This window comes from Marinobacter sp. MDS2 (assembly GCF_030718085.1).
In the GTDB taxonomy this organism is placed as follows: Bacteria; Pseudomonadota; Gammaproteobacteria; order Pseudomonadales; family Oleiphilaceae; genus Marinobacter.
Window position 1 is genome coordinate 2,151,369 of record NZ_JAVAJF010000001.1, and the last position, 12,421, is coordinate 2,163,789.

Sequence of the window (12,421 nt, forward strand, 5' to 3'; positions counted from 1 at the left end):
TGCTATAGCCAACAGCGACTCCTTTGCTGATACAAAAACAGCTGGAGCGCCTGAATCAGGAATAGGTAATGAGCGGAAATATCGTTAATGTCACCGACGCTTCCTTCGAACAGGACGTACTGAAATCCGACGTTCCGGTACTGGTAGATTACTGGGCTGAGTGGTGTGGTCCCTGCAAAATGATCGCGCCGGTTCTGGAAGAAATCGCCGACGAATACGAAGGCAAGCTCAAAGTCTGCAAACTGAACATCGACGAAAACGAGCAGACCCCACCCAAGTTCAACATTCGTGGTATCCCGACCCTCATGCTGTTCAAGAACGGCAATGTGGACGCGACCAAAGTCGGGGCGCTGTCCAAGTCGCAGTTGGCCGCTTTCCTGGACAGCAATCTCTGATTGCATCCTGATAGGCCGAAAGCCGCCCCGGAGCCATGCTCTCGGGCGGTTTTTTATTGTCCGGTTCAAGCGTTATAGACCACCTTCCCGAGCTCACGGATGTCGTAGCCGCCAAGTGCTTCGGCCCGCTGAATGAAACGATCGCTTCTGGCAAATGCCAACAAACGCTGCAGCGCGGGATCAAAGTAGTGACGCCTGCGCATCGCCAAGTCGAAGTGTTCCTCCTGCAAAGGGATAAACGCCAGTCTTTGGCGCCGAGCGGCCGCTTCAATTCCCACGCCGATATCCGCTTCGCCCTGGCGGATAACCAACGCGAGATCGTCCTCGCTGAGCGACGGGTGTTCGGCCCATGCCAGCGTGCTGGCGTCGATATGGTGGCGAGCGAGCAAACTCTGCAGCAAATGGCTGACACCGGCATCGGGTTGGCGATGGGCAATGCGTATGCCGGGGCGGGTGATATCTTCTAACCGCGTTATTTGATGAGGGTTCTCGGGCGTTAACAGAAGCCCTTGCTGACGCTTAGCCCAACGGATCAGCACCAGATCGCGCATGCCGCTCAGCCCCAGGGTGGCGGGCTCATTGTAACGCCGGGTTCCCGCGTGCCAGATGTGCATGCCGGCCAGCATCGCGCGCCCATCAACCAGTCTTTGCACGCCGTCGCCGCTGCCCTGACACAGCAAGGCCAGCTCCGCACCGCTTTCTTTCACCGCCCACTCCAGAAGCGGATCCTGGCTGCCGGCCAAAACCGGCGGTGTCGGAGCGCTGACCGCATCGTCGCCCTCCAGGTGGTTCATCAGCCAGAGATCGATACGCTGGCGAGGAAACAGAAGCTTTCCCGTTACCCGCACACAGGGAATAACGCCTTGACTGACCAGGTCGTAAATTTTGCGCTCCTTCAGGCGCAGATATTCGGCGGCTTCGGTCGTGGTGAGGTACGTGGGAAGGGGCATCGTTTCTCCTGCGTCCCGTTAAGCATAGGACTGTTTTTTGTTGCATATTTTTCAGAAGGCTGTGCAAAGCGTAGTTATAAACGCCACGATGCTCAAATAACAAGGAGACGCAGCTTTGGAAGATAATGCGTTCTATGTGGCTCTCTCGCTTCTGGTCAGTCTCGACGCCTCGTTATTCCAGATCGTGGTGCTTTCTCTGAAGGTATCCCTCATGGCGGTTTTGATAGCGGCCGTGCTGGGTTTTCCTTTAGGGGCTGCCGTCGCGTTGTGGCGCTTTCCCGGTCGCGGGGGGGTGATTGTGGCGCTCAATGCTCTGATGGGGTTGCCGCCGGTGGTGGCGGGGCTTGTGGTGTATTTGCTCCTCTCGCGCGCCGGCCCACTGGGAGAACTCGGTTTTCTGTTTACACCGGGCGCCATGGTGATCGCTCAGGTGGTGCTGGTGTTGCCGATCCTGGCCGCGTTGTCGCGCCAGAAAATCGAGGAAATGCTCGGAGAATACCGTGAGCAGTTCGTTTCCCTTGGCATGTCACGGGCGCGAATGATGCCCACCTTGTTGTGGGATGCCCGCTTTGCGTTACTGACCGTTCTGCTCGCCGGCTTCGGCCGGGCCAGTGCTGAAGTGGGCGCCGTGATGATGGTCGGTGGCAATATTGACGGGGTTACCCGGGTTATGACCACCGCCATTGTGCTGGAAACGGGTAAAGGCAACTTGCCGTTGGCTCTCGGGCTGGGACTTGTTCTGCTGACGCTGGTGATGCTGATCAATGCCGGCGCCTATCTGGTGGGTGAAGTAACCAAGAGGCGACTGGGATGACTTCGCTGAACGCCTCGTACTTGCGCTCATCCTCCGGGCTTCTGGCGCCGCCCGCCTTGTGTTTTGACGAGGTCGCTTTCAGCCACGAGGGGAAACACTTGCTGGGCCCTTGTTCTTTCACCCTGGACGGCATCGGCCCAACCATGGTGATGGGCCCGAACGGGTCGGGCAAGAGCCTTCTGCTGCGTCTGGCCCATGGTTTACTGTCGCCGACGCGCGGGCAAATCTGTTGGTCAGGTCAGAATGCCTGCCCCCGACAAGCGATGGTGTTCCAGCAACCGGTGCTTCTGCGCCGCTCGGCGATCGCCAATCTAGTGCACGCTCTGGCGGTGAATCATGTTCCGCGCAGGGAACGCATGAAGCTTGCCATGGATGCACTTGATCGATTTGGTCTGGCCGCCTGCGCCAAAGTGCCCGCCAGGGTGCTTTCCGGTGGGCAACAGCAGCGCCTGACGTTGGCGCGCGCCTGGCTGCTGTCACCTCAGGTGCTGTTCCTCGATGAACCAACCTCCGCACTGGATCCGGCAGCGATTAAAGCCGTCGAGGCGGCAGTGCTCGAATTTCACCGGCAGGGAACGCGTATTGTGATGACCACCCACGATATCCATCAGGCCCGGCGCCTGGCCGGGGATGTGCTGTTCCTCTCCGGCGGAATACTTTGTGAACACACCAGCGCCGACACCTTTTTTAACCAGCCGGTTTCTTTGAAAGCACAGGCGTTTGTGGCCGGAGAGCTGGTCGAATAGAAGTCCCCAACAAAGCTGTTATCCGTCAAAAGGAGAAGACAGGATGCCTAAGACCTTGAAGTTAATGCTCGCCGGTGCAGCTGCCATGGGCCTCACGCTCAGCGCCTACGCAGCAGACTACATTACCCTGGCCTCGACAACCTCCACCGAGAACTCCGGATTGTTCGATTCCATCCTGCCAAAATTTGAAGACGCCACCGGCATTGAAGTGCGCGTGGTGGCGGTGGGTACCGGGCAGGCGTTTGAAATTGCGCGCCGAGGTGATGCGGACAGCCTTCTGGTGCACGATACTGCAGGCGAGCAGCGCTTTGTCGAGAACGGCTACGCCAGTGAGCGAGCCGATGTAATGTATAACGACTTCGTGTTGATTGGTCCCGCAGGGGATCCCGCGGCTATAGGTAAGGCAAAGAGCGCGGCTGAAGCCTTCTCGGCGATTGCCAGTGCAGAAGCGCCCTTCACGTCCCGCGGGGATGACAGCGGCACCAATCGGGCCGAATTACGCCGCTGGCAAAGCGCTGGTGTCGAGCCCGAGGGCGACTGGTACCGGGAACTCGGCAGCGGCATGGGGCCAACGCTTAACACCGCAGCGGCCATGGATGCCTATGTGATGTCCGATCGTGCCACTTGGGTAGCTTTTGGAAACCGTCAGAACCTGACCCTGCTCTTTGAGGGCGACAAAGTGCTGTTCAACCAGTACGGCAGTTTGTTGCTTTCCGAGGAGAAACACCCCCATCTGAAGCATGACCTGGCCCGGCAGTGGCATAATTGGCTGCTCTCTGAAGAAGGGCAGCAAGCGATTGCCGACTTTAAGGTTGATGGGCAGCAGTTGTTTTTCCCGAATGCCAAATAGGTAAATCTCTGGCATGATCGTTACATATTCCATTCTGTGGCGATCATGAAACGGCTATAACAAAAATGACGATTGAGCCCCTACTTCCCGACCCGAAAGACCCTCGCCTGTCCCGTGGCGTTGAGGGCGTTGATGAAAACGGCGAAGGCAAATCCATCAGCGTGATTGAAGAGCGCCCGCTGACCATCTACCTGAACAGTCAGGAGATCGTCACCGCCATGACCATCGGCGATCATCCGGAGTACCTGGCTCTTGGTTTTTTGCTGAATCAAGGCATGCTGAAAGCCAGCGACCAGATCACCGGGATCGACTTCGACGAAGAGCTTGAAGTTGTTGTGGTACGCACAGCGGGCGTCACCGATGTTGAAAGCAAACTGGAAAAGAAAACCCGCACCTCGGGCTGCGCTGTAGGCACGGTGTTTGGCGATATGATGGCCGGGCTTGAAGGGTTATCCTTACCGGATACACCGGTCCACACCAGCACTTTTTACGATCTCTCCTACCAGATTAACCACACCCCCAGTCTGTACATGGAAACCGGCGCCATCCATGGCACCGCCCTGTGCCATGGTCGCGAGATCCTTGCTTACATGGAGGATGTCGGACGTCACAATGCTGTTGATAAAATCGCCGGCTGGATGCACCTCAATGGCGTGCCAGCGGAGGACAAGGTGCTCTACACAACCGGCCGATTAACCTCGGAAATGGTCATCAAGACGGCTTTGATGGGTATCCCAACGCTGATCAGTCGGTCGGGCTTCACAGCTTGGGGCGTTGATATTGCCCGGCAAGTGGGCCTGACACTGATCGGACGCATGCGCGGCAAGAAGTTCACCTGTCTCAGTGGCCAGCATCGTCTGGTGTTCGATCAGGATCTATCGCAGGTGCCGGATGAAGACAAAAAGCTGCGCCGAAAAGGAGCAGGGCATGACTGAGTGCGCGGTGATTCTGGCCGGAGGCCAAGCCAGTCGCATGGGCGGTGGAGACAAAGGGCGGTTGATGCTTGGGGACCGGTCATTAATTGACCGTGTGATCGAGCGCATCACCCCGCAGGTTGATGCGGTTGTGCTGAATGCCAATGGCGACCTGAGCCGTTTTGATGATTTGAACTTACCCGTGGTGGCGGATTCTATCGAGGATTTCCCCGGGCCATTGGCCGGCGTGCTGGCGGGTATGGATTGGGCCGCTGAGCAGGGGTATGACTGGCTGATCAGCGTTGCTGCCGATACGCCCTCTTTCCCGCGGGATCTGGTGCAGCGGCTGGGTGAATACGATACTCCGGTGGTGCTGGCTGCCACCCCAGACCCCGAGCGAGGTAGATTGCCCCAACCGACCTTTGGCCGCTGGCAGGTTGCCCTGCGGCATGATCTGCGAGCCGCCCTGAACGACGGTGTGCGCAAGATTCGCCAGTGGACCCAAGCGCAGGGGGAGACTCTGGTGGTTTTTGGCGAAGGCGATTTTTTCAATATCAACACGCCGGATGATCTGGCATGGGCGGAGAAACACCTTACGTGAATGTGATCGGTATCGTGGGCTGGAAAGATTCCGGGAAAACAACTCTGGCCAGTGCGTTGATCAGCGAGCTTGCTGGCAGAGGGCTGACCGTCAGTTCGATCAAGCATGCTCACCACAAGGTGGATATCGATCAGCCGGGCACCGACAGTTACAGGCACCGGAGTGCGGGCGCTCAGGAAGTGATTCTGGCAGGTGGTCAACGATTCGCGATCATGCATGAACTACGGGGTGCCACAGAGCCGACACTGGATGAATTACTGGCTCGTTTGGGGCCTTGTGACTGGGTTGTGGTGGAAGGTTTCAAAACTCACTCGCATCGAAAAATCGAGGTGCACCGGCAAGACGGTTCGCGAATGCCCCTGTATTTGGACGATTCCAGTATTGTCGCGGTGGCTGCGGATTACGCTGCCGAGTTCTCGGGTCCCGTTTTTGATCTGAACGATGTCTCTGGTATTGCTGACTTTGTGCTGGGCTGTGAATAATTAAACATCGGGAGAGTCATGAAACCGCTCCGTAATGACTGTTTTGCCTTGCCCCCCGGGGTGAACTGGACACCGGTAGACGAAGCGCTGAAGCGCCTGCACACGCGATTGCACCCGGTGGTGGACGTGGAACACTCGGTGCCACTGGCGCGGGTGAATGGCCGGATTTTGGCAAGCGATGTTTATGCGCCCCGATCCCACCCTCCCAGCAGCAACTCGGCGGTGGATGGTTATGCGCTCGCAGGCCCCTTGACCGAGGTTCCTTGCGCGTTGCCGCTTGTTGATGGCCGAAGCGCGGCCGGAGAGCCCTACTGGGAGCATGTACCTGAAGGCTATGCCATACGAATTCTGACCGGTGCGGTGATACCGGTGGGAACCGATACGGTGGTGCTGGAAGAAGATTGCGAGGTCATTGATGGCCAGCTGCATTTGCAAGGCACGTTAAAAGCGGGTGCTAACGTGCGACAGGCCGGAGAGGATATTCATGTACAGGACAAAATTCTCACGGCCGGTACCCGCCTGACACCGACGCAAATTTCGGTCCTTGCCAGCGTGGGTGTCGAGTCGGTGGATGTTTATCAGCGGCTCCGAGTTGGCGTTTTGTCCACCGGCGATGAAGTGAAACCGGTCGGTTCCGATGTTACCGATTGGCAAATCTACGATGCCAACCTTCCAATGCTGAGCGCGCTGGTAGAACAGCTTGGTTATCAGCTGGTAAACCTTGGCCATGTGCTTGACCGGGCTGAGGATGTTAAAGCGGCTTTGGAACGCGGGGCACAACAGTGTGATCTGATCCTGACCAGTGGTGGCATATCCGCAGGCGACGAGGATCACGTGTCAAAAACACTGAAAGCCCACGGTGATATCAGCAACTGGCGGATTGCCATAAAACCGGGCCGCCCCCTTGCGCTGGCCATGTACCAAGGTACGCCAGTGGTGGGGTTGCCGGGCAATCCGGTGGCTGCGTGGGTCTGCGCGCTACGCTTCGGTGCACCGGCAATGGCACTGCTTGCCGGGAGAGGGTGGTTCGAACCCCAGGCCTATGTCATGCCGGCCAACTTCCATAAGAACAAGAAACCGGGGCGTAGCGAGATGTTGCGTGCCCGGGTGCGGGATGGCCAGGTCGAAGTTTTCGGTTCTGAAGGCTCGGGCCGAGTGACCGGTCTGGCCTGGTCCGAGGGGTTGGTCGAACTGGATGAAAGCGCTCAGCAAATAGAACCGGGAACCCCGGTTCGGTTCATGCCTTACGCCAGCTTCGGGCTGTAATTACTCAACACTGCCGTGCACCGCAAAGGCCTCTAACGATGCCTCTTGCGGGGCTCGGGAGCGATACGTTTCCTCCACTCCCAATTCGGTCAGCCGGCGGCTGACCATGAGCAAGGTGTTCTCCTCGAAGTCCTCACACATTGCACACATCTGGTCGATTTCTTCGCTGGCGACAGGGTAGGCCGCATCAAGGTTTGGTGCGCCATAATGCTCGACAAAGGTGTGCGCCAGCGTTTTCTTTAGCTGTTCTAATTCGCTGTCGGTGATTTTGCACACGCCAACAAAGCTGGCACGGCCGCCAGATTCGACGCTATACCAACCGTTGCTGAACGCTTGTCGGGCTTTGCCGGTCAGGTTCGCCTCTGTCCAGTTGGAAAACTCGAATCCTCCCGAAATGGCCCATTCACCGCTGGGAGCCGGCGATTCAAAGACGTTCTCATCGGATATATCCAGACGCAAGGTTCGGGCGAGTTTCATACGTGCTCCGCGAAGGTAATCAAACTCAAGGTCTCTGTCATGGCGCCCTGTCGCAGCAACATTCGGCCTTTATCGTCCAGCCCGACAAAGGTGCCGGGTTTCGGGTAATCGATTACTTTGCCCAAGGTGTCGCAGCGTGGTCGCCAATCGTTGTGCACGCGCTCAAAACCGCTGTCCAGGAAGTAGGTCAGCCACAAAAGCGTGTGTTTGGACCAGCTTTCCAGTAGTGCCATAGGAGTGATATCAACGCAGCCTTCTTCGATAAGACAGGTCTGGTTGGGCTTCTCGCCTGGCTCGTTCGGAACTTGTTGGAACGGCACATCAATACCAATCACCAGCCAGCTGGGGTGAGCCTTGGGGTCTGATGCATCGGTCGCAAAACGAACCTCGCCACAGAGTGCGCCATTGACCTTGATTCGGTCAGGCCATTGGAAGTGCACAGGAACTTCCGGTGGTGCCAGTGCACCCAAGCTTTCAGCGAGGCCTATTTGCGCGACATAAACGGCTAGGATGGCTTCCTCCAGCGTGGTTTCCGGTGCCAAAACCAGTGCTGCGCGCAGGTTCTCGCTGGTGTCCGAATAAAAAATGGTGCCGGAGTCGATACCGGCAATGGCGCGGCTGACCGCCTTGTTGAACGGATCTGTGTGTGGGGGGACGACTTCGCCCGTCAGGAGTGGGGGAAACAGGGGAGATTCGATCATAGGATGGCCCGGGCGTAGACGTCAGAAGCGATGACCTCGTCGGCGATGCGCTGGAAGGCTTTCGCTTGCGGGCTTTCCGGTTTGGATACCACGATAGGCACGCCACCGTCCGAGCCGATGCGGATGTCCAGATCGAGCGGAATCTCGCCTAAAAACGCAGCGCCGATCTTTGCTGCCTCGGCCCGGGCGCCGCCGGATCCGAACGGGTGGTGTTCTTTGCCGCAGCCGTCACAGACAAACGAGGCCATGTTTTCAATGACGCCGAACAGCGGCACATCCATGCGGTTGAACATATCGATGCCTTTGCGCGCATCCATCAGAGCAATGTCCTGTGGGGTCGAGACGACAATGGCGCCGGCCACAAAAAACTTTTGGCTGAGCGTCATTTGCACGTCCCCCGTGCCCGGTGGAAGGTCCACCAGCAATACATCCAGCCTGCCCCAGTCCACTTGATTCATCATCTGTTCCAGGGCGCCCATCAGCATAGGTCCTCGCCAGACGATGGCTTCCTCTTCGGACGCCATCAGGCCCAGCGACATCAGGGTTACGCCGTGGTTGCGCAAGGGCAGGATGGTGTGTCCATCGGGGCTGGATGGGCGGCCCGAAATGCCCAGCATGCGGGGCTGGCTGGGCCCGTAAACATCCGCATCCAAGAGACCAACTTTCAGACCCTTCGACGCCAGCGCCACCGCGAGGTTGGAGGCCACGGTTGATTTGCCCACACCGCCTTTGCCCGATGAAATGGCGATGATCCGGCTAATGCCCCTGGGGTTTTTGTCTTGTGGCCTGGGTGCATCCGTGCCAATCAGGTTGGGTTTTCCGACTTCAGTGTATTCGACCATGCTGAACCCTGTTTGATTATTAGCTGTCTAGGTAGTCATCGCTGGTGCGAACCCGGGGGCGTTCACCCCCTGCCATAGGTGCCTGATCGCTATGGAACTGGGCCTTGACGCGGCAGTTGTCACACATTCTGATGAGCTGAACGTTGTCAGAGTTTTTGTACATCCAATGCTGGTTTTCCAGCTTTTCAATAATTCGGTTGATGGTGCTGGCGACCCCAAACGGAGTGCCGCAACTGATGCATTCGTAAGGCTCCTCACCATGAAGTGGCCGGGCGCTGAGGGCATCCTTGGACAGATCCAGCTGGGGAACCAGTGTGATGGCTGTCTCCGGGCAGGTGCTGTCGCAGACCCCGCATTGCACACACGCGTTTTCGGTGAACTGAACTTCAGGCCTGTCCGGGTGGTCGCCAAGAGCGCCGGTCGGGCACAGCGACACACAAGCCAGGCAAAGCGTGCATTTATCGGAGTCAATGTTGATCGCTCCGTAGGGTGCGCCTGCGGACAGCGGGATAGGCGCTTCGATCTTGTCGGCCATCGCGGCAACCGCTACGCGCGTGATGTCCCGGCGTCCGCCGACCAGCAGAACGGGCTCACTCACTCTGCCAGCGTTGTCACCCGGGTTGCAGAGCTCGATCGGTTCGATAACCCGAACCCGGCTCGGTGAATTGTGGGTGCCTTTAAGCATCGCCTGGGCCAGTTCAACTTCGGCCGCCACCGCCCGGCGATCCCTCTCGTTATCCGCCAGAATCAACACTTCGGCATAGCCTGCTCCGAAAGCAGCCATGATTTCCGCGTGACCAATCCGGTCGGTATGGTCCAGCCCCAAGGAGATTAAATCATCGGCCAGACCATTATCGTACCGAGCCAGATAGGCAATGGCCTCGGTACCGGCGCCGAGGGTGTGAAACAGCAAGCGTGGGGATTCGTGGGTGTGCTCGCGATACACCTTGGCCATGACCTCCAGAGCCTTGGTCAATGCCTCGAACGGGGATTCCGTCATACTGATGGCAGAGGTCGGGCACACGGCCGCACAAGAGCCGCAGCCGGCGCAGATATCGGAATCGATCTGAACGTGATCGCCAGCTGAGAAAATCGCTTCGGTGGGGCACACATCCAAACATCGCGTGCAGCCGGGCTTGTTGGCTCGGGAGTGCGCACACAAGGATTCTTCCAATCTGAAATACACGGTTTTTTCAAACTCGCCGACACGCTCCCGGGCGGTCAGGGCTATGCGTTCCAGCTCTCCTGCCTTGTTCGGATCGGCCCAGAAATAACCGTTGCGTTTCTGATGGCTGGGAAATGCAGGGGCACCTCCGCGCAGGTCGATAAGCACGTCGCACTCGCTTCGGGCGCTGGCTTTCACGTCGCTGTAATTCGGGGCACCGCGACCTGCCGGGTTCAGGGTTTGCAGCTGGGTAAATTCCAGCTTGAAGTTGCCCAGCGCGCCATAAGCCGACGCGAGCTGGCCTTTCGCCACATCGTACGCTGCGGAAGGTAACTGTACGGGGCCAGCATCATTAACGATGCACGTGACTCCCAACTCGTCTTTGACCAGTTCAGCCATCCTGAGCGCCTGCTCGGTCGGGCCGATAATGCAACATACACCGCTGGACTGAATGCTTTTCGCAGGGGCGATTGGGGGCGCTAGCTGGGCGGCGGCAACCAGAGCCGCCTGTTTCGCAGCCAGCCGCTCGGGCTTGGCATCGGGCGAACTCCAGCCCGCCCGGTCCCTGATGTCAATGGTGTTGAGTGGTGCCGCGTGTTGAGTCTCGGCGTAAATGTCCTCAGCGAGGCGCTCAAACAAAGCAGCCTGCTGACCGCAGGCGATGAGCACTTCGTTGTTCGCTGCCAGGTGTTCCGCGGCAATGCCCAACTCGTTGCCACACAGTTGATTCACCTCGACCACCTGTTCGGCACCCGCGGCCGTTTGCAGCAGCTTCGGGTCGAACCGCTGCGTTTTGTCGCAGGAGCATAACACTAGGGTTTTATGTGCCGTCATCAGGAATCCAGCCCGTTTCGTTGTTGTTATCTGTATGCGAATTGGCTTTACTTCATGAGCATGCCACAGCCATTTAGTTTTGGACAATTGGTTAAGTGTCGGATCCCTACTAAAGTCAGTCGATAACAAAAGAGAAGGGTCATGAGCAGTCGAACAGAGCAGTGGAGACGCGAGTTGCAAGTTGGCGCCGTGGTTCGCCGCTCGCCCGGCGTGACGCGTTGGGTGCGTGAGATCTGGAAGCCGGTCGCCATCATCCCGGGAGCGCCGCAAGCTTTCTGGAAAGAGCTGGTTCACGAAGGCGAGGTGATTGATTACCACGCGGGCACGGTGACCATGGAACTGTATCGTGCGGATGTCGAGGGGTATCTGGTGTCGCTCAACATGGAGGTGCCCTCCGTTTGGGTCATCATGGATAAAGACCCAACCAGCCAGTCTCCATCGGGATGGGTTGTCAGCTCGGTAACCGCCAGCGCCCATGAGGCACTGGATTCTCTGGACAGTGGCGAGAGCATGGTTGAAGCGGTGCCGGTTCCGGAGTCTCTGGCGGCGTGGATCAAAGAGTTTATCGACATGCACTACATCGAAGAGCCTTTCAAGAAGCGCCGCCGCGACGAGGTCCGGGTGGATGGCGTCGAAGATGCGAAAGGCGATCCGCGTATTCGCCAGGAAAGCGACGTTTATCGTGCGCCCGCCAACATGAAAAAACCGAGGTTGCAGTGATGGCAGAGTCACGTTTACAGCGTTGGTCACGCTTAAAAACGCAAACCGACCGGGATTCCGGGCTGCCAACGGCCCAAGTGCCCTCTCCGGCGGCGGAAATTGCTCCGGAGGAACAAGAGCTGGCCCGTAACGAGGCTTTGTCCGAACAGGAAATCCTCGAAAAATACGGTTTGCCCGACCCAGATAACATAGAGCTGGGCACCGATGTGACCGGGTTTATGCGCAAAGAAATCCCGGATCTTCTGCGCCGAAAAGCACTGCGATCGCTTTGGAGATCCAATCCCGTGCTGGCGGTACTGGATGGGCTTAACGACTATGACGAGGATTTCACGGCTGCAGGCCCCACCGTCAAAGGTGCACAGACGTTGTATAAGGTAGGGCAGGGGCTGATTGATAGATCGAAAAAACTGAATGAACAAGCAGAGACACCCGCACCGACTCCGGATGTGGTTCAGCCTGAGACCAAGACAGAACCGTCAGAGCTCAGGGCTGAAACGGAAGCTGTCCCCGCCCCTGACAAACCGAGCGCGGAACCCGAAGCCGCGAGGCCTGAGCCAGACGTCGTGCAACAGTATCGCCCAAGGATGCGTTTTGAGTAAGCGCCCGAGGGGCTGAGTTGCGTTGGTGCTGGATCAGGGCTATACAGAGTAAGTAGTACATAATT

The 12,421-nt window shown here is 57.9% G+C and carries 15 protein-coding genes; 10 read left to right on the forward strand and 5 right to left on the reverse strand.

Annotated elements, in window-relative coordinates:
* Positions 1–68: 68 nt before the first annotated feature.
* The gene (gene trxA, locus Q9245_RS10090; RefSeq protein WP_014420340.1) at positions 69–395 is read left to right on the forward strand and encodes a thioredoxin TrxA; all 327 of its coding nucleotides are present in this window, start codon (positions 69–71) and stop codon (positions 393–395) included.
* Positions 396–460: 65 nt separating this feature from the next.
* Here trxA and Q9245_RS10095 read toward each other — a convergent pair whose 3' ends face one another.
* The gene (locus tag Q9245_RS10095) at positions 461–1,345 is read right to left on the reverse strand and encodes a helix-turn-helix transcriptional regulator (protein WP_305897015.1); all 885 of its coding nucleotides are present in this window, start codon (positions 1,343–1,345) and stop codon (positions 461–463) included.
* Positions 1,346–1,460: 115 nt separating this feature from the next.
* Between Q9245_RS10095 and Q9245_RS10100 the strand changes: the two genes are divergently transcribed.
* The 7 genes from Q9245_RS10100 to Q9245_RS10130 all read left to right on the forward strand — a co-directional run bounded on the left by Q9245_RS10100 (position 1,461) and on the right by Q9245_RS10130 (position 7,018).
* Positions 1,461–2,159, forward strand: a complete 699-nt coding sequence (locus Q9245_RS10100) for an ABC transporter permease (RefSeq protein WP_305897016.1) — start codon at positions 1,461–1,463, stop codon at positions 2,157–2,159.
* On the forward strand, positions 2,156–2,905 hold the full coding sequence (locus tag Q9245_RS10105) for an ATP-binding cassette domain-containing protein (RefSeq protein ID WP_305897017.1): 750 nt from the start codon (positions 2,156–2,158) through the stop codon (positions 2,903–2,905). The genes Q9245_RS10100 and Q9245_RS10105 overlap by 4 nt, the downstream gene beginning before the upstream one ends.
* A gap of 43 nt (positions 2,906–2,948) precedes the next feature.
* Positions 2,949–3,755: a substrate-binding domain-containing protein gene (locus tag Q9245_RS10110; RefSeq protein WP_305897018.1), complete on the forward strand. Its 807-nt coding sequence runs from the start codon at positions 2,949–2,951 to the stop codon at positions 3,753–3,755.
* 65 nt (positions 3,756–3,820) lie between these two features.
* A complete protein-coding gene (gene fdhD, locus Q9245_RS10115; protein ID WP_305897019.1) occupies positions 3,821–4,690 on the forward strand; it encodes a formate dehydrogenase accessory sulfurtransferase FdhD in 870 nt (289 codons plus the stop codon).
* Positions 4,683–5,270, forward strand: a complete 588-nt coding sequence (gene mobA / locus Q9245_RS10120; RefSeq protein ID WP_305897020.1) for a molybdenum cofactor guanylyltransferase MobA — start codon at positions 4,683–4,685, stop codon at positions 5,268–5,270. The genes fdhD and mobA overlap by 8 nt, the downstream gene beginning before the upstream one ends.
* Positions 5,246–5,752: a molybdopterin-guanine dinucleotide biosynthesis protein B gene (gene mobB, locus Q9245_RS10125; protein WP_305897021.1), complete on the forward strand. Its 507-nt coding sequence runs from the start codon at positions 5,246–5,248 to the stop codon at positions 5,750–5,752. The genes mobA and mobB overlap by 25 nt, the downstream gene beginning before the upstream one ends.
* Before the next feature lie 18 nt (positions 5,753–5,770).
* A complete protein-coding gene (locus Q9245_RS10130; RefSeq protein ID WP_305897022.1) occupies positions 5,771–7,018 on the forward strand; it encodes a molybdopterin-binding protein in 1,248 nt (415 codons plus the stop codon).
* Here Q9245_RS10130 and Q9245_RS10135 read toward each other — a convergent pair whose 3' ends face one another.
* Genes Q9245_RS10135 through Q9245_RS10150 form a run of 4 tightly spaced genes read right to left on the reverse strand, consistent with a single transcriptional unit; the run spans position 7,019 to position 11,037 of the window.
* The gene (locus tag Q9245_RS10135; RefSeq protein ID WP_305897023.1) at positions 7,019–7,495 is read right to left on the reverse strand and encodes a DUF6505 family protein; all 477 of its coding nucleotides are present in this window, start codon (positions 7,493–7,495) and stop codon (positions 7,019–7,021) included. It abuts the gene before it with no gap.
* Complete coding sequence (locus Q9245_RS10140) at positions 7,492–8,196, reverse strand: biotin/lipoate--protein ligase family protein (protein WP_305897024.1); 705 nt, start codon at positions 8,194–8,196, stop codon at positions 7,492–7,494. Before Q9245_RS10140 ends, Q9245_RS10135 begins: the two co-directional genes overlap by 4 nt.
* Positions 8,193–9,038: an Mrp/NBP35 family ATP-binding protein gene (locus Q9245_RS10145; protein WP_305897025.1), complete on the reverse strand. Its 846-nt coding sequence runs from the start codon at positions 9,036–9,038 to the stop codon at positions 8,193–8,195. The genes Q9245_RS10140 and Q9245_RS10145 overlap by 4 nt, the downstream gene beginning before the upstream one ends.
* Before the next feature lie 19 nt (positions 9,039–9,057).
* Positions 9,058–11,037, reverse strand: a complete 1,980-nt coding sequence (locus Q9245_RS10150; RefSeq protein ID WP_305897026.1) for a 4Fe-4S binding protein — start codon at positions 11,035–11,037, stop codon at positions 9,058–9,060.
* A gap of 141 nt (positions 11,038–11,178) precedes the next feature.
* Here Q9245_RS10150 and Q9245_RS10155 point away from each other — a divergent pair, with 141 nt between their 5' ends.
* Both Q9245_RS10155 and Q9245_RS10160 read left to right on the forward strand, forming a co-directional pair.
* Entirely contained in the window at positions 11,179–11,757 is a 579-nt protein-coding gene (locus Q9245_RS10155; protein ID WP_305897027.1) for a DUF3305 domain-containing protein, read from the forward strand.
* A complete protein-coding gene (locus tag Q9245_RS10160; protein WP_305897028.1) occupies positions 11,757–12,356 on the forward strand; it encodes a DUF3306 domain-containing protein in 600 nt (199 codons plus the stop codon). Before Q9245_RS10155 ends, Q9245_RS10160 begins: the two co-directional genes overlap by 1 nt.
* Positions 12,357–12,421 lie beyond the last annotated feature (65 nt).